Here is a 19,904-nt window from a genome sequence, read left to right as displayed (position 1 = left end):
TTTTTATTTGTTCATGTGCGTGTATAAATCAATCCAACTTTCTCTTGCGCACCGGATACAGCATGGTGAAATCGAATGTCTTGATGGATTCATAAGGAATGGTTAAAGCATTCAACGGTTCGAGTGGCACCGTCTCCATCCCCAACACGCCTTGTCGCTTATCCAGCTCATAATCAGGTGACTGCTCCAACCAGGCAAACATGGCTTCATACACACGCCACATGTGTGCTTCATCTCCGTGCACGCGCGCGCTCGCACACAGCCCTCCGCTCACTTCCAATGCTTCTATGCCATCGGGTACATTACCGAATTCGGCAACCGCCAGTCCAACCCAGAGCGTATCGACCTTCTCGCCCCACTGCTCCTGTGGAATGAACACATACGCCGACGGTCCAAGCGTCAGTCGTGCATCCTCCAACGGAACCTGCGCTGTTAGTTTGCTCCACGCTACCCGTGTACCACTCTTGTCTGGCAGCATCGCCGTCCGTACCGCAAGTGCTTTGAAAGGCGCTACTTCTACACATTCAACCGCTATCGTCTCCTTCATCGTTCTACCTCTCCTTTACCTAAATTTTCATATTTTTATTAATGTTCGTAATTTTGTTCTTATTCGCTATTCCCTCTTGTATTCCTCCTAAAATTCTCTTAATTACCATAATCTATTCACATTCATGCTCCTCGACAATAAAAGCTATGGCTTGACAGTGGGTTTCGAGTACATTTTTAGCGACTATCTGGTAAACTTTGAAAAAAGATTCATAGGAGGAATACGATGATTCAAGAGATGACCGTCTATGCTATCGTGTTTTTTGTTACAATTGGTATCATGCTTATTCTATGTATAGATGTAGTCACAAGGAGCCGCCCCGTGAAGCTATCAACCAAAAAAGAAATGGAAATACAATTGGATAAGGTTCAGGCTTCTACTGATCATTACGAAAAAAATCTTGCTTTCCCCTTCTATATCGACTGCACTCAAAATTCTGAGCAACAACGTATAGAACATTAGTTCTTGATGCTAAAATAAAAACAAGGATAGTCCCGCTGCTTCTCCAGCAGCAGAGCTATCCTTGTTTTCATGTGCACACATTCATATTCAGATATCTTCCTGATCTTCCGTAATGTCACCTATGACCCCGTTTTCCATCAAATATTCTCGAATCGCCTTGGTGCTGTTCGGTCTGGGCCATCCATCCTCCAGCAGTCGTTTTTCCGCCCAGAATAATACAATCCCTCTGACCTCCCGTTTGAGTGCATCATCTGATACATGAATAATACTATCCTTCAATATGGTTTTCATATTTACCTTCATGTCGGTTTGCAGCTTGATCTTCATGTCACCACACCCTGTTTGTATGCCTATTCTACAGGATATGTCCTTGCACCCGAATAGGTTTCACATTTTTAACAGATGTAAACAGTCACTTATTTGAAATACAAGTCGTTAGGATCGGTCTTCGATCTTAAATTCGTGACATACCGACAATAATGCTGGTAATGTGCTTTATACAGCTGGCCGTTTTTGGCAGGTGAATAAGTCAGATACAGCTGGCGGCGGCTGACGTTGGCTGTATTCGGACCGCTTTGATGCGGCGTGAACGAATGGAAAATAATAATATCTCCAGGTTCTGTCTCTACGATTTGTCCCTTGGCCGAATCAATTTCAGCGATTTCCTCCGCATTCATATTACGCAGCTCGCCCGGTGTTGAGCGGAATTTAGAGTGATAGCCCGGAAATAGCTCCAAGCCCCCGTTTATCTTCGAGGCGCCATCGATAGCGACCATGACCGAAATCAATCCTTCTATCGGAAAGCCCTGCCACCATGAGGCATCCTGATGCATCGTATACCCCGTCACACCGGGAAGCTTATAAATAAGCTTGTCTTTGAACAACGTCGGTTCATCCTGATAAATATCACGAAGCGGCGACAAAATACGTTCATCGTTCACCAGACCGTGGAATACAGCCGAAAGATCCTGCACAGGGTCGATCTTCTCGATTATGGAACGTTCTTCGATCTTACGGTAACCAACACGCAGGTTGTTCGGATCGAGATATTCGTTCAAGCTGAGCAGTCTTTCGCTATCTTGACGCCATACGGCAGCCTCTTGTTCGGAGAATACTTTTCGCAGCACGAGATACCCATTGTCGTTGTAGCTCTTCAATTGATCGTTCGTTAAATAAGCAACCTTCTTCATGCCAACACATCCTTTTCTATTTGACTATATAGTTTTTGCTCAATTCCTGATATCATCTTACTACGTACAAACCAAGACTTACATGCAGGAACTTCTTAACATCCATATCTTTTTTTGTGCGTAAGCGAGAGGAGGACAAACGATGTTGGACACAACCTTCCAGGCATCTCTGGTGCGCTGGTACAATACTTCGATTAAAAGGTCATTTATGCTGGCAGAGGATACTTACGAGAATTGGGTGCTATTGGCGGCTGATGAAGGCAGCTTTTTGTATCGGATGGGTAATGAGGAAGGACGTGCCAAATTTGGTGAGCTCCTACTGTGTCCTCCCGGTGTGACACTGTACCGCCAGGCGCTGGAGCCAATCTCTTTCCTATTCATCGAATTCAGGTGGACAGATGCGGAGGGTCGTCCTATTGTGCCTGGACCCGACGTCTCTTCCGGCAAAGTTTCCTTTCATAGAATCGATCACTACTCAGCGACGTTTTCGCGCATTCGCGAGTTTGCTGATTCGAGCATTCAGGGGTGGTTCGCTTATAAGCAGCATTTGTTGACCGATGTGTTGTACTTATGTGCCGCAGAGCAGCTGGACAAGACGACTCAAATCACTGCAGCGGATCCGGTCATCCGTACCACGGTTCGACATATCCACAATCACGCATACGAGCCGCTTTCCTTGAAGCTTTTGTCTGATCAAGCGTCCTTGAGTCAGTCGCAGTTTTCCAGACGATTCCAGGCCGCTATGGGCGTCTCGCCTATCGTGTATTTGACAGCTATCCGAATGCGCAAGGCACAGAGCCTGCTGTTGAATACTGAGCTTACTTTGGAAGCGATTGCTCAGCAATGCGGCTATCAGAACGGATTTTATTTGAGCCGGGTATTTTCCAATACCTACAACATGAGTCCATCTGCCTTTCGCAAAGCTTACCGGATTTAAGAAAGTCAGCTATACAAAACAATAAATACCCAAACTTAATACTATTACATTGCTTTTGTTTGTGTTTGAATTTGATATATTCAAACACAAACAAATATGATAAGATGTAAACAAAATCAAATAAACATTCATACGGAGGTATAAGCATGGTACAAAGTTTGTGGGAAGCGTCTAAAGCATCAGAGCAAGTCACCGGTCTGGATCAACTCGTCTATCGTTCCAATCTGATAGGCACGGATCGTCGCGTATGCAATTATGGTGGAGGAAATACGTCCAGCAAAACCATCGTCAAGGATTTCCGTGGTCGTGACGTAGAGGTCATGTATGTCAAAGGCAGCGGTTCTGATCTGGCTTCCATGAAAGCGTCTAATTTTACTGGCTTGCGCATGGAGGATATTCGTCCTTTATTTGAGAAATCGGAAATGCCTGATGAAGAAATGGTCGCTTATTTGGCAAATTGCATGATTGACGCCAAACATCCACGCGCATCAATCGAAACCCTGCTGCACGCTTTTCTTCCATTTAAACACGTTGACCATACCCATCCCGATTCCATCATAAGCCTTTGCTGCGCCGATAATGGCAAGGAGCTGGCAAGTGAAATTTTCGGTGACCGTTTTGTATGGGTCCCTTATATTCGTCCCGGCTTCACGCTCTCCAAAATGATCGCAGAAGGCGTGTTGAACAACCCTAAGGCTGAGCTTGTCCTAATGGAAAAACACGGCCTGGTCACTTGGGGCGAAACGTCTGAAGCGGCTTACGCCCAAACGATCAAAATCATTACCGAAGCGGAAAACTTCATCGAAGCACGCATTAAAGAAGAGCAGGCTTTTGGTGGTGTGAAGCATGCCGCACTAGCCGCAGAGGTACGCAGAACCGTGGCTGCACAAGTGATGCCGACGATTCGCGGTGCAGTGAGCGATGCCAAGAAGATGATTCTTTCCTTCGACGATGCCGACGATGTTCTGCAATTTGTAGGCGGACACAACTCCGCAGCATTGTCCCAGGTTGGCGCGGCTTGCCCGGATCATCTCGTCCACACGAAGGTTGTTCCCCTGTTCATAGACTGGACGCCCAATGCAGACGATATCGAAGGTTTGAAAGCGAAGCTAAAAGAAGGCGTCGCTGCATATAAAGAAATGTACAAAGCTTACTTCGACCGTAACAAAAATGAAGGCGATGTGATGTTTGAAGCTGCGCCGCGTGTCATTCTGATTCCGGGAGTAGGTATGATCAATACGGGTAAAAGCTGGGCGATGTCACAGGTTAGCGGCGCTTTGTATCATCGTGCGATAGCTGTCATGAGAGGCGCTACTGCTCTGGGTCAATTCGTATCGCTAAGCGAAAACGAATCCTACAATGTGGAATATTGGCCATTAGAGCTTTACAAATTGTCGCTAGCTCCTGCTGAAGCGGAATTTTCCCGCAAAATTGCTTTTATTACCGGCGGAGCTGGCGGGATTGGCAGTGAAACGGCTCGTCGTCTTGTATCTGAAGGTGCGCATGTTGTACTGGCCGACCTTAACTTGGAGGGTGCCGAGAAGGTAGCGGCAGAAATCAATGCCAAGTATGGAGAAAATCGCGCGATTGCCGTCAAGATGGATGTAACGAGCGAAGAAATGATTCAAGCTGCTTATGCCGAGACTTCCATCACCTACGGTGGTGTGGATATTATCGTCAATAATGCCGGTCTTGCCACCTCCAGCCCCTTTGACCAGACATCGTTGAAGGAATGGAATCTAAACATGAACGTGCTCGGAACGGGATATTTCCTTGTGGCCCGTGAAGCCTTCATCCTGATGAAGGAACAAGCCATCGGCGGTAACATGGTATTCATTGGCTCCAAAAATTCCATATATGCCGGAAAAAGCGCGTCCGCATACAGCTCTGTCAAAGCACTGGAAGCTCATCTCGCACGTTGTATCGCTACAGAGGGCGGAGAATTTGGTATTCGTGTCAATACAATCCTGCCGGATGCGATCCTGCAAGGCTCTGCGATCTGGAACGGAAGTTGGCGCAATGAACGTGCCGCTGCCTACGGCATTGAACCCGATCAACTGGAAGAGCATTATCGTAAACGTACCACCCTGCTCGTTAATATTTATCCGCGTGACATTGCCGAGGGAATTGCCTTCTTTGCATCTTCCAAATCCGATAAAACCACCGGCTGCATGCTGACGATCGACGGCGGCGTTCCTGCTGCATTCACTCGTTAATCATTGTCTGTGCAAGTATGTTCTTAAGTGTACTCCGATGTATACAAACCCATACAATGAATGCATGTTCACCCCTTTGTATACATCGGATAACTCATAGATTTACAATTAAAAGGAGGCCGTGACATGCCGTCTGCCACAGGAGAAAAGCTTTGGATTATTCCTGACGGTTACATTCCGGAGATCAGCTCAGGGACGTTAACCAGCCACGAATCGATCTGTGTATTGAACACATCTTCAGAGGATGCACACATTACTATTACGATTTTTTTCGAGGACCGTCCTCCGCTTGAGGACATTCAGGAAATGGTTGCCGGCCGCCGGACCAAGCATATCCGCACGAGCTCCTTGGCTACCAAGGAAGGAACGTCTATTCCACTTGGTGTTCCCTATGCGATTGAAGTACAAAGCCATATTCCGATTATCGTACAATACAGCCGTCTGGATACGACTCAGGCCGAGAATGCTCTGATGTCAGTCATCGCTTATCCCATCAAATCCTAAGGTAGAGGAGCTTAACCCATGGACAAAAATGTTCAAGCCAATTATGAATTAGCGAAAGAACTGTACGCAGCTCACGGCATCAACGTCGATCAAGTGCTCGAGCAGCTGGAAAAAGTCAAAATTTCAATGCATTGCTGGCAAGGCGATGATGTAAAAGGATTCCTTAATCGAGATCAGGATTTGACCGGCGGTATTTCCGTAACCGGTAATTATCCAGGAGCAGCACAATCCCCTGCACAGCTTCGAGCGGATTTGGAGAAAGCGTTCTCTTTAATTCCCGGCAAGCACAAGGTAAATCTCCATGCGATTTATGCGGATACAGATGAAAAGGTCGAGCTGAATGAGCTGGAGCCGAAGCATTTCCAAAAATGGGTTGATTGGTGCAAGGAGCAAGGCTTGGGTCTGGACTTCAATCCGACTTGTTTTTCTCATGAAAAATCCAAGGATGGATTTACTTTAAGCCACTCCGACCCGGAAATTCGTCAATTCTGGATCGATCACTGCAAAGCCTCAAGAAAAATCGGCGCCTTTTTCGGCGAGCAATTGGGTCAAACGTGCGTCACCAACGTATGGGTTCCAGATGGCTACAAGGATGTTCCGGCAGACCGTATGGCACCAAGACAGCGCCTGAAATCGGCATTGGACGAAGTATTCGCTGAAGAGCTCAATCCAGCCCATAACCTGGACGCCATTGAAAGCAAGCTGTTTGGACTCGGCTCAGAAGCGTACGTGGTCGGCTCCCATGAGTTCTATATGGGCTATGGCATCCAAAATAACAAGCTGATCTGCCTGGATGCAGGTCACTTCCACCCGACAGAGGTTATCTCCAACAAGCTGTCATCTCTTGCCCTCTTCACCGATGGCATTCTGCTGCACGTCAGCCGCCCAATGAGATGGGATAGCGATCACGTGGTAACGCTGGACGATGAGCTGATCGAGATCGGCAGAGAATTAGTGCGCGGCAATCTGCTTGAAAAAACACATATTGGCCTCGATTTCTTCGACGGCAGTATTAACCGTGTAGCGGCTTGGGTAATCGGCACACGCAACACGATCAAAGCACTGATGCGTGCGATGCTTGATCCAGTCGAAGCCTTGAAGAAAGCCGAGCTTGAAGGCGACTACACTACACGTCTGGCATTGACGGAAGAGTTCAAGTCCTATCCTTTTGGCGCCATCTGGGATTACTATTGCGCGTCCAAAGGCGTGCCGGTGCGTGAAGAGTGGCTGGCAGAAGTAAAATCCTACGAGCAGGAAGTATTGCTTAAACGCGGAAACTAATTAACGAATAAGGGTGATATCCTTTGGGGAACATTGTCGCTTTTGATCTGGGGGCGAGCAGCGGCAGAGCGCTGCTCGGCCGCCTGACGGATGGCAAGATCGAAATCACGGAGCTTCATCGGTTTTCCAATGATCCGGTGCAGGTGGGCGACCGCTTGCATTGGGATATTTTACGGTTGTATCATGAAATCAAGCAAGGACTACTGATCGTCAAGAATCAGGGAATAGAAGTAAACAGCATTGGCATTGATTCCTGGGCCGTTGATTTTGGCTTTATCGGCAAAAATGGCGAGCTGGTTGGGAACCCTTATCATTACCGGGATCGACATACGGAAGATATGATGGAAACCTTGTTTGCACAGATTCCTGCGTCGGTTATTTTTGGGAGAACAGGCATTCAGTTTTTGCAGTTTAATACGATATTTCAATTATTTGCGCTCAAACAGGCTAACTCCCCTTGGCTGCAGGCAGATAACCGGTTTTTGATGATTCCGGATTTGCTGAGGTATTTCTTGACGGGCGAGATGCACAATGAGTTTTCGAATGCTACAACGACCCAATTATTTAACCCGGTTCAAGGTAGCTGGGACTCCGAGCTGTTGAGGCTGCTGGATTTCCCTGCATCGTGGTTTGGCAATGTGCTGCAGCCTGGAAGTCAAGCTGGTATGCTGCAAGCATCCGTCTGTGAAGAGCTGGGCATACCTTCGATTCCCGTTTATGCGGTTGCCGAACACGATACAGGATCTGCCGTCGCAGCGGTTCCGGCTACGGATCGATCCTTTGCTTACTTGAGCTGTGGCACCTGGTCACTGATGGGAACCGAGGTACACAAGCCGATCATTAATGAGATGGCGCAGAAGCTCAATTTTACCAATGAAGGTGGCGTCGAGGGTACTTATCGCCTGCTCAAAAATATTATGGGCCTGTGGATTTTGCAGGAAAGCCGCCGCGTGTGGGAGAAAGCAGGAAAATCGTATGCTTTTCCCGAATTAGTACAATTGGCCGGAGCTGCTCAGCCATTCAAGGCGTTCATAGATCCTGATGATGCCTTGTTCCTGGCTCCTGGTGATATGCCTTCAAGAATAACCCAATATTGCCATCAAACTGGGCAGCAAGCCCCTGAAACGATCGGTGAAATCGTTCGCTGCATTCTCGAAAGCCTTGCCCTCAAATACCGCTACGTGTTTGAAATGACGGAACGCTTGTCCGGGCAGCGGTTCAATGGTTTGCATATGGTCGGCGGAGGCATTCAAAATACGCTGCTCTGCCAATGGTCAGCTAATGCGATTGGCAAGCCGGTATGGGCGGGTCCATCTGAAGGCAGCGCTATCGGCAATATGGCCGTTCAATGGATTGCCCAAGGGGTATTCCAGGACATATGGGAAGCGCGTCAGGTGATTCGGGATTCCTTTAGCATTATTACTTATGAGCCTGAAGCACAAGATCTGTGGGCCGAAGCCTATGATCAATTTCTGAAACTGACAGGAATGACTGAATAACATTGTTTGTGAAAAGAGGTTAAGTATGCTGGTTGCGGAGCGTTATGAAAAGATTGTAGGTTTGGTCAACGAAAGAGGCGGTATCCGAGTTTCTGAGCTGAGCGAGCTATGTCAGGTTACGGAGGAGACGATTCGCCGTGATCTGGACCGCTTGGAGCAAGCTGGGCGTCTGCGCCGCTCGCATGGTGGAGCGGTCAGTGTCAAGGACAATCAGCAGCCGGAAATTCCATATGCTGAACGGGAAATCACCTATGCCGATGAGAAGAAACGAATAGCTCAGGAAGCGATCAAGCGGATCGACCTGAAGGATCGTATCTTGCTGGATGCCAGTTCGACGGCTTGGTATATGGCTGCCGATCTGCCTGATCTGCCTCTCACCGTATTGACCAATGCAATCAAGGTCGCAACGGAGCTAAGCAGTAAGGAAAAGATCGAAGTCATCTCAACAGGCGGCATATTAGCGCAGCGTTCCTTGTCCTTCGTAGGGCCACTGGCCGAGCGTTCTCTGGACGCCTACCATGTCAATAAAGTTTTCCTGTCGTGCAAGGGCGTTCATCTTGACCGCGGCATCAGCGAGTCCAACGAGCTGCAGGCCCGTATTAAGCAAAAGATGATCGGCATGGCGGATGAGGTGATTCTATTGGCCGATTCCAGTAAATTCGGTGTGCAGGCGTTCACGCATGTTGCCGATTTGTCCGAGGTCGATGTCATTATCACGGACCGCCGCATAGATAAGGAAACACTAGAGCGGCTGCAGGAGCTCGGGATTAGCGTTATTACGGTGTGAGAACGGTTGTTCCAAAAAATCCATAGTATCCAGCCTGTTCCTAAATGTGAAAGAAGAAGCCTACGTTTTTCCACAGTACATGTGTGAAAAGTGCAGGCTTCTTTTTCTTGGATATAAACCTACTGTTTTTTAGTTCATGTATTCATTCATTGGTTGTGATGTAGGTATCGAATGGGCTTACAGAATTTTGCTAAAAATCTGTACTTCCTGACGATGGAAAATATAGGGCAAAAATCGTTTGTTGACAAAGCGTTGGAACTGTTGATGATAGGCATTCACATCAAAGCAACCGTAAGGTATTCCCAACGCGACCTGACGTCTGATCATCCTTTGTATGAAAGGAATACCAACATGCTTGCGGTAAGCATCCTCTCTGATGAACATTGAGCTCCAGTACAAAAACTGCTCATTGGAACGCTTTGCCACGATCCATCCGACAATATCTTTACCTTGACGAAGCCACAAACTGGCTTGCTGATCAATATCACCAAAGCTATAGCTTTCGAATGGAGAAAGGGCATATGGATACCAGTCTGCCTCCTTCAGCTCCTCCCATTGCTTAACAGTGATGTCCTGCCAGTCGTGTACCGAATAGCTCTTGGGCAGCGGTATATCCAGACTCCATTTGGAATGACTATTAATCAGCAGGCAATCAAACTGATAATGGGTCACCGCCCCTTCATCCTTCTGCCAGTCACAGGCTGTCAAGGAGTCTGGGAAACTAACAGTATGCCCCGGCTGCAAAGTAATCTGTAAGCTGCGGATGCCAAGCTCCTTAAACTGCTTTACTGTAAAACGAAGCAACTCCTGCTCTAAAGCTTCACTCTGATAAGGAGGCGCGATTCCAAATGAATGCAAGATCCCCAAAGCGTCGATTATCCTGATCTCAGCCAAAACTAGAGCTGCCGGATCCCCATTAATGCTTGCTCCTACACTGATCCGGGTAGATAGATCATCATTCTGCGTGAAATAATGAATATAATCCGGTAATGCCAGATGTTCGTAGGGCTGAATCTCCAAAGGCTGTAGGACGTAAATGTCGGTCAATGGATTCACCACTTTCATCGAGTATCTGTGTCTTAGATATTAAGTTGAAAAGTGACGTTGTAGAATGGATTTCTCTTGACCAACTGCATTTTATGGACTTCTGGTTCCTGTGATACCACTAATTGTTTGTTCTCTGCCGTTATCAGTATCACGCTGTGTTACTGTAAGGGTAATAGGGCCGCTTGCTATTGTGCTTAGATTAAAATTGGCAGTAGTAAACTTGTCATCAGCTGTTTCATTTACTCCAACTATAACTTCAGGATTTTCTACAGAATGAATTCCATCGGAAATAGTCACTTTAATTTTAAAACCGGGTTCTCCGGTCCCAGTTACTATTTTATGGTTATTATTAAGATCGACTGGAGTGTTAATCGTTGGTGATTTTAATATAATAGTGAACGCAGCCGATCCTACTGCAGTGCTTCCTCCATTGTATACACTATAGGTGACGCTTTGCTCCGTATATAGCTTCTGAACAGCTGGAACGGTATAGGTAACCGAATTATTCACAGAATCCAACACAGAAGATGTTGCTGTTACATTAGTAGATGTCATTCCGTCAATCGACTGTTTGAACTTAAGATTTTGGTAAATAGCTTCACTTACTGTTTCGACTGTTGTAAATTTGACGGTCACGCTACCGTTAACCGCACTAACAATAATCTTGGCTACGGTAAAGCTCGCCGTATTGTAGGCAGTTTGATTCTGATAGGACAAGCTGTAAACGACGCTTTGATCTGCATCTGTAAATTGCACTTCGTTCACCTTGAAGGTAACGGTGTTACCAGATACTTCAATCGGTAAAGGTGCCTCGGTCGAAACTTGTCCACCATTTATGGACCGAATAATCATCATGCCCTTGGTCGCTTCGGCGATAGATACAGCCTTATCGAAAATAACCGTGATGGTTCCGTTCACCGCGCTAGCTGAGTTGATAACCGCATCAGGAATCTTGGCTACGGTAAAGCCCACCGTATTGATGGTAGTTCCATTCAAATAGGACAGGCTGTACACCACACTTTGTTTAGCCGCCGTCTGTCCCACCTCAGCTACTTTAAAGATAACGGTATTACCGGATGCTTGAACCAGGGAAGGTATCTCAGTTGTGCCTGCTCCACCATCTATGGAACGACTAATCTTCATACTATAGGTTGCTTCGGCGACAGTTACAGGTTTATTGAAATTTACTGTGATGGTTCCGTTCACCGCGCTTACAGTACTTATCACTGCCTGCTCTACCGGCTGTTCCGTCGTTGGTTTGGCGGCCAACGTGAAACCTGCTGATACCGTACTGGAGAGCTTGTAAGCCACCGTGTAGACAATACTCTGTGCAATGTCAGTCGCAGCTATTGTGGGTACACTCAGCGATACCACGGTACCGTCTGCATTCAGCTGGAGACCTGAAGGAACGATAACCTGAGGATTACTGCCTCCATACACCGATTGTGTAACAACGAAGTCTTTAATAGTAGGTGTGCTCGAAGGCGCACTACCAAAGCTAATGGTAATGAGTCCATTCTGCACACTTATTCCAGGCAGAGGTGAGTCAGGATCGCGTTCTTCCCTTCCATCAGGGCGTACGATAACGGCGTCAGCCGGAATGACTGCGGGATGCGCAGCAGCGAATGTTTTAAAAGCAGACAGATTAAGCTTACCAGGATTCGCAGCCATGAATTGGGCATAATTGAGTCGGCCCTCAGGTAAATCCGCAATAAAACTGGAAAGCCCCTTCGTATTCAAATTATTGTTCAATTGTACGAGCAGGCTTGGGTTTGCTGCTATATCGCTAAGCAGATATTTTTGATTGCCTACATAGTAGCCCGGATTGGATGGAGCTGCGAAGATAGGTGCGGAAGTTGCTGCCATTAGAAATACAGAGGCAGAGGCAGTAATAAGCAGCTTCTTGGTTGCCTTGGACATGGGTTCTCACCTTTCATTATGCAATTTAATAAATAATCGATCTACAAACTATGGATTTATTGAACACTCACATAAAAGGATTTCAGCAATGTCGAACCATTGTAAGCTGTCAACGTCAACGTTTCCCCGCTTTGTGCTCCAATTAAACTGACCGATATGCTTCCATTGACTGGAATAGCATCGTTCAATTTCACAGTGCCCTTCATAATTTCTACTTTCGTTACTTGTGTATTGACAGCAGCTTCGATCTTGGTCAGTAACAGCCCATCAAATATAGCTGATGTATTCGATATCCATAAAACATTGTTCGACGAGCTTTGGCTTGAACCTGATCCTGATCCGCCGCCTCCAGCAGCGATTGTGAAGGCTGGAGCAGCTGCTGCCAATCCTTGATAGGATACACTAAATACGACAGAGCCTTGACTCACTGTAGGGACAACCAGCTTAACGGTTTTGGCAGATGCATCTACAGACAAGCTCGTTGGAGTCACAATTGTTTCTGTCTCGCCATTTACAGATTGTGTGACTTTGAAATCGGCTAGGGTTGGTTCCGTAGTCCATGCCTGGTTAAATAGGACGGTAATCAAACCGTTCTCACCGTTAACAGTTGAAATATTCAACTTCCCATCCGTTGGAGCAGTAACAGACAGCTGATTCAATTCCCAAGAACGTTGAAATGCAGTTGCTGCTTCAGCACGTGAAATGGGAGCAAACGGTTTAAAGGACCCATCCTCGTAGCCATTGAATATTTGCTTGGTCAGAAGAGCTGAGACGCTACCTTTAGCCCAGCTATCGATAACTTCCGCATCTTTGACTGTGAGGGTGCTTGGAGTGCTTGTATCCAGTTTTAGAAGTCTCGCCAAAACAGCCGCTGCCTCTTCTCTGGAAATCGATTGATTCGGTTTGAAGGTTCCGTCAGGATAACCTTGGATATAACCAGCAGATTGTGCAGCTGATACCTGTGGATAGAACCAATCTGCTGACTTTACATCATTAAAGTTAGTGTTTGCAGCTGTTCCGGACAAACCGAAGGTTTGGTTGGCCATATTGACGAACTCTGCCCGACTGACCTGACGATCCGGTTTAAAGGTCCCATCGGGGTAACCGTTAATTCGTTTGGAGGCAGCCATCTGTTCGATACTGCTGTTGGCCCAATGGTTGCTAGTATCCGAGAAGCTGGCGGCAAGTGCCGTACTTCCATTAGCAAGCATCATCAAAGCAAGGACATAGGTAGTAAAATGTTTTAGCTTCATGCTGTCTGTAATCCTTCCTTCTATGCAGAATATAGTTCGACATAATTCTATAGAACCTCAATAAAAATCACATCTAACTAAAGTAACAGTACGAAGAATATCAATTCATAACAGGACAATCTGTTCACGCTTTGTTCAATTTAGGAAATCTATCATATTTTACGGAAAATAAAGGGAAAAACAGTATTTAAATTGATTAAACCATTCCCTAAAATTATTTATCTTTTAAAAATTAGTAACTTATAAATCAAGTACCTATTAGGAAAAGTATCAACAGCAGCAAAGCCAGAACAGACAAAGGTGGTTATTCAGCCTGTGAATAACTTTTCAGACAAGCTGTCCACTTATGTGCATAAATTCAGACTCAATGATTATTAAGTTATAGATTCAGAGATTTACAATATATCCCCATGTTAATATCTAATTCCCCCTAAGAAGGCTCTATACTTATCCCCCGTCTCCCAACAATCCACAAAAGCTGTCTAATTAATTAACTATAGGTACAGCGTTATTTCTAATAAACTAACCATGATGCTTACCTATTGTCTGCATTCATAACTTTAAGTTAACAATAAAGGGCAAGCAGCCGCTGATACAGCGAATCCTGTTGCCCCTTGTTGTTCAAATATGTGAGAATCCCCGATAGTTCTCTGTGGATTCTGCTTGTGGGAAAGATCGCCATTTGATTTTGGGTAAGACAAACAGCCTCCTGAAATTACAGGAAGCTACGCAGTCACTTTTCCATTCATAGATGATTCAAGCTCAAGCAGGAAATCCTCCAGATAAAAAACCTCATGATGAAGAGCGCTACCTCTGAACCTGTGCACGTCCGCGGAAGAGATAGGTGTCTTCATCGGTTTGCTATACCGCTCTCCAAGCTCAGCGACTGCTCTGCTGCAGACCTTGGCAAATTCACGAAGTGAGAACTTGTCCTTAATCGCGCGGAAGAACTGGAGTGGTCTTGCTTCAGCATACACGCCCTCATCTTCGGAGGCTTCTATATACCGATAAGCTCCGGTTTCCTTCATAACCTCCATATAGGCAGCGAAGGAACGGTCCTCTAGCTCAACAGTAAGCATATTGACCAGGTCCATACCATGAAAACCGTAGCGCATTACGATGTCCCGAATCCGGGCAGCTGCATAACGGAGTATGGTCATGCTTGCATGATGTAATAGTTGAGCCAAACCGAGGAACACATTGCCATTGCCAAGCTGCTCTACCTCAGAAATCCGATAGAAGCTGAACAGCTGACGCAGACGAGAGACCGTTTGCGAGTAGGGGATTTTTGCCTTCGGAACCATACGGTAATGTGCACCAGGCACATGCTGAACAACGAAGGTCGGGTTGAGCACCCAATGAACAGCCCAACGGCCCAATGAATCCTTTTCCACCGAGCATTCCAGAAATAGCCGCTGCCCATTGATCTCCAACTCAGAAAGAGTCTGTAATAATTCCCGAATCTGCGCGGGACGTGATTTATGAGTGAGAGTGTACAACCACGAATGGCGTCCGAGCAGCTCTTTATCTTTATGCTTCAGCTTTTCGCCATTTTTGTTCACCATATACAAATACAGCTTTTGAGCGGCAATCGGCAAATTTGTAAACGCGGCGGTGAACACCAGAGGGTGAAACAAGACAAAACGGCCTGTCTCCCGTTTAAAGGACTCGAGCTTCCACTCATTAATAATCCCGCTGCGTGAAACGGACAGGATGCCAAGAGCAATAAGCTTGTGAGCCTCCGCGTAAAATTGCTCCTTCGTGCAGCTCTCCTCGTACTCTTCGGCCATCAATTGATACAGACGGTGCAGCGGACAGCCTGCCAGCGTCCCCTCCGTATTAAAACGACGCGAGATCGTCATCATGAAACGAATAGTCGTTCCTGTGACGTGAAATTTACGCAGCGGATGGCTGTTCTTACGGAACATGACCACCGAATCGCTGGCATAGGATTTCTCCAGATTGAATAGATCGGTAAGGAAGGTATGATCTACCGAGACGGGATAAGTGCTGCCCAGATTCTTATTGTCCAGCTGCAAATAACTCGCGCTGCGGTTTACGTCAGACTTACGTTTGGCCTCTCCCATGACTCGATCATACCTCCTTCCGAAGACTAACTGGTTAATTTGAAAAAAAACTTTACAGGACAAGTGCAATTCATTACAATATACGGACAATCCCTTAAAAGACAAAATTTAAGCAGACCTTCAATCGCGCCGTTTTTTTGCGGATTAAGGTTGGGTGAGGTTGCTGACTGCTGGTAACAGCTGCAACCGGTATGGATTTATCGACAATATGAGTATCCAGTGCAATCTGGTGCTCGGAGAGTAAGGTTTGGCGACCTTATTTTCCCAGAGAAGCCTCCGCTGACAGCGGAGGTTTTTTTGCTGATCCCCAACACTCGGGATCGTTAAACAGGATTCCGGTATTTTCGACAATACCATTTAAGATTAAGATTGGTCAATCATAGTACAGAGGTGGTTTAGTTCGTAGTGGAGAGGTGTTATTTTTCGTAGTAGAGAGGTGGTTCGTAGTACAGAGGTGTTTACTTCGTAGTGCAGAGTGGTTTTTTTTCGTAGTAGAGAGGTGGTTCGTAGTACAGAGTGGTTTCATTTCGTAGTGGAGAGGTGTTTATTTTGTAGTAGAAAGGTCTTTCGTAGTACAGAGGTGTTTACTTCGTAGTACAGAGGTGGGAAAAAGATCGAGAAAAAGTTACTTTTTTTCATTTTTTCGTAGTGGAGAGGTGTTTGATTTCGTAGTAGAGAGGTGTTTGACTTCGACATAGTAAGAAAAGCTTCTGATCGAAGCCTATTCGGTGAAGATACATCCGTGTTTTACATGTAGCTTTTCTTGCAATATCAGAATGTTCAGCTCCGCTGAAAACTTATTAATTCTGATATTATAAAAAACCCCTTCGGATGAAGAGGCCTCTCATATTAAATAAGCAATCGTTCCTCGATCGTATCCGTCGCTTTTTGCAGCCATTCGCTCGGTTCAAATATAACCTTAACCGGTACCCGACCTTTTTTGACGATTTCATAATTACGGATAACATCAAAATTTTGCAGTTCATCAAATGAGTTTTTCAGCATCACATAAGCCTTGTAATTATCATTCGTGTTCAGACCCAAATGATTAATCAGGGCTTCGACCTCAAGAACAAATTCGCGATCCTTTGTTTTGTTTACGACAATCAAATACAGATTTTTTGAGGTCGGGGTGGCAAGGTCATTAAACAGCGAGATACTGATCGACACCACGTTGCCAGCCAGAAGATTTTTATATAAATCATCGCTTAGCCTCATAAAGACTGTATTCGTGTCACGATCGATATCGACATCCTGAAAAGGATTATGAATTTTCGTTCTTCTGCGTTTCTTGGCTTCGGCATCATAAAATTCTTCCATCACAATCGACGTTTTGCCGAGGTTGTCCAAGCTCGTATGCAGGGTATCGTATTCGCCGCCATTAATATCAGCATTCACATTATGCAGCAGCTCTTTAAAAGCGAATTCAAACTCCTTGGCCTTCCCCTTTTGCTCCCACATCTTAAAAACACCGAATAAATTACGCGCGTCATAAGGCAGCAGCAGAGTTCCATTGCTATTTTGATAAAAAAGGTTTCTGAACCCGGATTTGTTCAATTCGAGAATACCCTTTTGATTACGTCTCAGCTTTAGCGTGGACTCATTGGGAGTCGTTGAAGAAATAAAAGGATGGTCAATAAAGTTACGCTCTACGCTATGGCTGAATTGGCGGTTCTGTTCCTGTTTTCTCTGAATGGCTTTCTCCAGAATCAAAATCTGCATTTCCAAATATTCCTGCTGCTCAAACAGCTCTTCATTGGGGGTGCTATGATTTTCAAGATTCATCAGAATTTTTTGGGAAATATCATTACGGGTCTCGACTATTTTTCCTGAGATCCGTTTGAGTTCATATATCTTCTTATTAATAAGGGATGAGCTGTATCCGTTAATTTCTTCATCAAGCTGACCCATGATCATTTTTTCGTCAGATGATACTGACTTTAGCTGTTTTTTCAGGTCAATCAGCTTTGGAGCATATTTCTCAAGCACGTTAATTATCGCTTTACTCAATTCAAATTCACCAACCTTTTATATTGCTCATCTTATTGTAGTACGAGTTCGGTAATTTAACAATAAAAAAGCTGCTGCTCCCGGCCTGACCAAAGCTTCCCGCAGCTTATGCATCCATGTCTAAAGCTTGGTTTTCCTGCAATATCGCACTATTCAGCACTCTGTAAAAGTAAAAAGGTTCCAGCCAACTTATTGCGTCAGCGGAACCCGTCATTAACATTCGTATTTCTTGATAAGTCCCTTCAAGTGATAACGCATCAACAGCGTCTGTTCGACCGGATTCATGCCAGCTGCCTCTTCCTCGGGTCCATTCCAAAATTCCATCGCAATAATGCCCTGCCATCGAAGCCCTCTCAGCCTTTTAATAATGGCATCAAAATCAATTTCCCCATGCTCGAATGGACACTTTGGCCAACCGACTGCAGCTTGTCTTGCATGCATGTGCCCCGTATAATTCAAGAGCTCCATCGTTTCCTGCTGATCATAACCGTTCACCTGAAAATGCAGAAAGTCCAGTGTATATTTTAAGCCTTCTACGGTTTGTGCCATTAACATAGCTTGGGAGGGTACGTTCAGCAGCGAGGCTCGGCTGGGCTCGACATGAAAGGAAATGCCATGCGCGGCTGCCATGGCCACCATTTCGCGGAGTGTATTAGCCGCGTTGTCGAATGAACGCTCATAACCCAGTTCCTTGTGTAACGCTCCTGCTGACCCCATGATGCTTCGAAAACCGGCCATTTGGGCATAATCGCAGATCCGGGCAAAGTTATCCAGCATTTTACCCCTGAGCACAGTGTCCGGTTGACTGTTATTCACACTAATTCCATCAACAGCGACGGTTCCCAGAAAATATTCGGCCAGCCTGAGATCGTATTTGGCGGTAAGCTCTTGGACAAGCTGCGCTTGTTTCTTCGGATTCTCAATAACATCGTCCTGTCTGATCGTACCAACCGAATCAACATCAATGTATTCATAGCCGAGCCTCTTAATAAATGCAAAAATTTCATCCGGTGTGCCGGGACCGTAATTTCGTGAATGGCAGCTGAGCCCTATCATCCTAATTCCCTCCGAAAGCGGAGGTGGCATCCAGCCTGATCTGCAGCCCGTTATTGCGCATCGACAATTGCAGTGCGTCCAATATCTCCATCACTCTTACGCTTCTCTCTCCACTGCTGATAGGAGATTGCTTCCCTTGACGTATGCAATCCCAAAAATGCGCGTACATCGCAGCATGGGTTCTGCCGCAGGAGATCAGCGGTTTGGATTCCATAAGCTGCCCATCCTTATGCTGGGTATAAATACGTATACAGTCATCGGATTTCTCTTTATAGCACTTGTTGACATCATAGCGGATCAAGCCTGTATCTCCTTGAATGTTAACCTCATATTCAGCGGGAGCCACGGCTGATCTCATTGCCTTGTACATAAAGCTGCTTCCATTATCAAAATGAATTAGCGCCAGGGAGCAATCATCCACTTCGCCAGCTTCTCTCAGCTCAAGAGGTATCGATAGATTATCATATTTGTAATAGCCGAGACCTGTTACGGATATCGGTTTGGGATCATTCAAGAAATAGAGCGCCCATTCCACATTGTGGGATGCACTCTCCATACTGATGCCATCGCCACCGATTGTTTTGCGTTTATGGCTGCCGCTGCTTCTAGAGGATGCACGTGTAATGCTAACATTGAAAACCTCGCCCAGCTCCTTATTATCAATCATCTGTTTAAACAGGAACATCTGATTTTGCAGCATGCCATTGGAGCCAACGATAAACACCTTACCGCTTTGCTTGGCAGCATCCAGCACCTGACGCATTTCCTGTTCATTCAGTGTTGCCGGCTTTTCGAGATACACATGTTTCCCCGCCCTTAAGGCATCAATGGCGATTGCTGCGTGAGTGAACGTAGGTGTACAGATGGAAACGGCATTGATCTCTTTCATTGCAAGCAGCTCTTTATAATCCTCAAAGCTATGCGGAATATTGAATTGGCTCGCAGCTTTGTCGGCCAGTCCCGGCATGGCGTCTGCAGCGGCATAGATCTGTACATCGGGATCATTCAAGGAATGGATGGATGGAATATGCCTCTCCACGGAAACCTTGCCCATTCCGATCATTCCGAGACGGATTTGCTGTTCTTTATGCATGGTATACCCTCCTTG

At 46.0% G+C, this 19,904-nt stretch carries 17 protein-coding genes; 7 read left to right on the top strand and 10 right to left on the bottom strand.

The window, feature by feature from the left end; all coding sequences use genetic code 11:
* Positions 1-28: 28 nt before the first annotated feature.
* Positions 29-547, bottom strand: coding sequence for a GyrI-like domain-containing protein (locus NST47_RS12265; RefSeq protein WP_341155396.1), 519 nt, complete (start codon positions 545-547; stop codon positions 29-31).
* 225 nt (positions 548-772) lie between these two features.
* On the opposite strand from NST47_RS12265, the gene NST47_RS12260 reads away from it, so the two are divergent.
* On the top strand, positions 773-1,009 hold the full coding sequence (locus NST47_RS12260; RefSeq protein ID WP_341155395.1) for a hypothetical protein: 237 nt from the start codon (positions 773-775) through the stop codon (positions 1,007-1,009).
* Positions 1,010-1,096: 87 nt separating this feature from the next.
* Here NST47_RS12260 and NST47_RS12255 read toward each other — a convergent pair whose 3' ends face one another.
* The gene (locus NST47_RS12255) at positions 1,097-1,336 is read right to left on the bottom strand and encodes a hypothetical protein (RefSeq protein ID WP_341155394.1); all 240 of its coding nucleotides are present in this window, start codon (positions 1,334-1,336) and stop codon (positions 1,097-1,099) included.
* Positions 1,337-1,425: 89 nt separating this feature from the next.
* Positions 1,426-2,199 (bottom strand): phytanoyl-CoA dioxygenase family protein, encoded by a 774-nt coding sequence (locus NST47_RS12250; RefSeq protein WP_341155393.1) that lies wholly within the window; start codon positions 2,197-2,199, stop codon positions 1,426-1,428.
* A 142-nt stretch (positions 2,200-2,341) separates the two neighbouring features.
* Between NST47_RS12250 and NST47_RS12245 the strand changes: the two genes are divergently transcribed.
* From NST47_RS12245 to NST47_RS12220, 6 genes are all read left to right on the top strand, one after another.
* Entirely contained in the window at positions 2,342-3,136 is a 795-nt protein-coding gene (locus tag NST47_RS12245) for an AraC family transcriptional regulator (RefSeq protein ID WP_341155392.1), read from the top strand.
* A gap of 146 nt (positions 3,137-3,282) precedes the next feature.
* Entirely contained in the window at positions 3,283-5,352 is a 2,070-nt protein-coding gene (locus NST47_RS12240) for a bifunctional aldolase/short-chain dehydrogenase (RefSeq protein WP_341155391.1), read from the top strand.
* A 126-nt stretch (positions 5,353-5,478) separates the two neighbouring features.
* Positions 5,479-5,856 carry a sensory rhodopsin transducer gene (locus NST47_RS12235; protein ID WP_262682718.1) on the top strand — a complete coding sequence of 126 codons (378 nt, stop codon included), beginning with the start codon at positions 5,479-5,481 and terminating at the stop codon, positions 5,854-5,856.
* Positions 5,857-5,874: 18 nt separating this feature from the next.
* Positions 5,875-7,137 carry an L-rhamnose isomerase gene (rhaA, locus tag NST47_RS12230; RefSeq protein WP_341155390.1) on the top strand — a complete coding sequence of 421 codons (1,263 nt, stop codon included), beginning with the start codon at positions 5,875-5,877 and terminating at the stop codon, positions 7,135-7,137.
* Positions 7,138-7,160: 23 nt separating this feature from the next.
* Positions 7,161-8,636, top strand: a complete 1,476-nt coding sequence (locus tag NST47_RS12225) for a rhamnulokinase (protein ID WP_341155389.1) — start codon at positions 7,161-7,163, stop codon at positions 8,634-8,636.
* 25 nt (positions 8,637-8,661) lie between these two features.
* Positions 8,662-9,423: a DeoR/GlpR family DNA-binding transcription regulator gene (locus tag NST47_RS12220; RefSeq protein WP_341155388.1), complete on the top strand. Its 762-nt coding sequence runs from the start codon at positions 8,662-8,664 to the stop codon at positions 9,421-9,423.
* Between the two features lie 177 nt (positions 9,424-9,600).
* On the opposite strand, the gene NST47_RS12215 is transcribed toward NST47_RS12220, so the two are convergent.
* From NST47_RS12215 to NST47_RS12185, 7 genes are all read right to left on the bottom strand, one after another.
* Positions 9,601-10,470 (bottom strand): hypothetical protein, encoded by an 870-nt coding sequence (locus NST47_RS12215; RefSeq protein ID WP_341155387.1) that lies wholly within the window; start codon positions 10,468-10,470, stop codon positions 9,601-9,603.
* A gap of 90 nt (positions 10,471-10,560) precedes the next feature.
* The gene (locus NST47_RS12210; RefSeq protein WP_341155386.1) at positions 10,561-12,390 is read right to left on the bottom strand and encodes a hypothetical protein; all 1,830 of its coding nucleotides are present in this window, start codon (positions 12,388-12,390) and stop codon (positions 10,561-10,563) included.
* A 56-nt stretch (positions 12,391-12,446) separates the two neighbouring features.
* Positions 12,447-13,643: an S-layer homology domain-containing protein gene (locus NST47_RS12205; RefSeq protein ID WP_341155385.1), complete on the bottom strand. Its 1,197-nt coding sequence runs from the start codon at positions 13,641-13,643 to the stop codon at positions 12,447-12,449.
* Positions 13,644-14,368: 725 nt separating this feature from the next.
* Entirely contained in the window at positions 14,369-15,730 is a 1,362-nt protein-coding gene (locus NST47_RS12200) for a hypothetical protein (protein ID WP_341155384.1), read from the bottom strand.
* An 849-nt stretch (positions 15,731-16,579) separates the two neighbouring features.
* Entirely contained in the window at positions 16,580-17,740 is a 1,161-nt protein-coding gene (locus tag NST47_RS12195; RefSeq protein ID WP_262682729.1) for a replication initiation protein, read from the bottom strand.
* 213 nt (positions 17,741-17,953) lie between these two features.
* Complete coding sequence (locus NST47_RS12190; protein WP_341155383.1) at positions 17,954-18,796, bottom strand: sugar phosphate isomerase/epimerase family protein; 843 nt, start codon at positions 18,794-18,796, stop codon at positions 17,954-17,956.
* Between the two features lies 1 nt (position 18,797).
* Positions 18,798-19,889, bottom strand: coding sequence for a Gfo/Idh/MocA family protein (locus tag NST47_RS12185; RefSeq protein ID WP_341155382.1), 1,092 nt, complete (start codon positions 19,887-19,889; stop codon positions 18,798-18,800).
* Between the last annotated feature and the right edge of the window lie 15 nt (positions 19,890-19,904).

It is taken from the genome of Paenibacillus sp. FSL H8-0034 (genome assembly GCF_038000305.1).
Lineage (GTDB): Bacteria > Bacillota > Bacilli > Paenibacillales > NBRC-103111 > Paenibacillus_S.
The sequence above is the reverse complement of the archived record's forward strand: the minus strand, read 5'-3'. Positions and strand labels throughout refer to the sequence as shown.

Bases quoted from the DNA above. Each gene is read 5' to 3' on its own strand.
- NST47_RS12255 (WP_341155394.1), bottom strand. From the start codon at position 1,336: ATGAAGATCAAGCTGCAAACCGACATGAAGGTAAATATGAAAACCATA.
- NST47_RS12220 (WP_341155388.1), top strand. From the start codon at position 8,662: ATGCTGGTTGCGGAGCGTTATGAAAAGATTGTAGGTTTGGTCAACGAA.
- NST47_RS12245 (WP_341155392.1), top strand. From the start codon at position 2,342: ATGTTGGACACAACCTTCCAGGCATCTCTGGTGCGCTGGTACAATACT.
- NST47_RS12210 (WP_341155386.1), bottom strand. From the start codon at position 12,390: ATGTCCAAGGCAACCAAGAAGCTGCTTATTACTGCCTCTGCCTCTGTA.
- NST47_RS12250 (WP_341155393.1), bottom strand. From the start codon at position 2,199: ATGAAGAAGGTTGCTTATTTAACGAACGATCAATTGAAGAGCTACAAC.
- NST47_RS12185 (WP_341155382.1), bottom strand. From the start codon at position 19,889: ATGCATAAAGAACAGCAAATCCGTCTCGGAATGATCGGAATGGGCAAG.
- NST47_RS12265 (WP_341155396.1), bottom strand. From the start codon at position 547: ATGAAGGAGACGATAGCGGTTGAATGTGTAGAAGTAGCGCCTTTCAAA.
- NST47_RS12205 (WP_341155385.1), bottom strand. From the start codon at position 13,643: ATGAAGCTAAAACATTTTACTACCTATGTCCTTGCTTTGATGATGCTT.
- NST47_RS12260 (WP_341155395.1), top strand. From the start codon at position 773: ATGATTCAAGAGATGACCGTCTATGCTATCGTGTTTTTTGTTACAATT.
- NST47_RS12200 (WP_341155384.1), bottom strand. From the start codon at position 15,730: ATGGGAGAGGCCAAACGTAAGTCTGACGTAAACCGCAGCGCGAGTTAT.
- NST47_RS12235 (WP_262682718.1), top strand. From the start codon at position 5,479: ATGCCGTCTGCCACAGGAGAAAAGCTTTGGATTATTCCTGACGGTTAC.
- NST47_RS12240 (WP_341155391.1), top strand. From the start codon at position 3,283: ATGGTACAAAGTTTGTGGGAAGCGTCTAAAGCATCAGAGCAAGTCACC.
- rhaA (WP_341155390.1), top strand. From the start codon at position 5,875: ATGGACAAAAATGTTCAAGCCAATTATGAATTAGCGAAAGAACTGTAC.
- NST47_RS12190 (WP_341155383.1), bottom strand. From the start codon at position 18,796: ATGATAGGGCTCAGCTGCCATTCACGAAATTACGGTCCCGGCACACCG.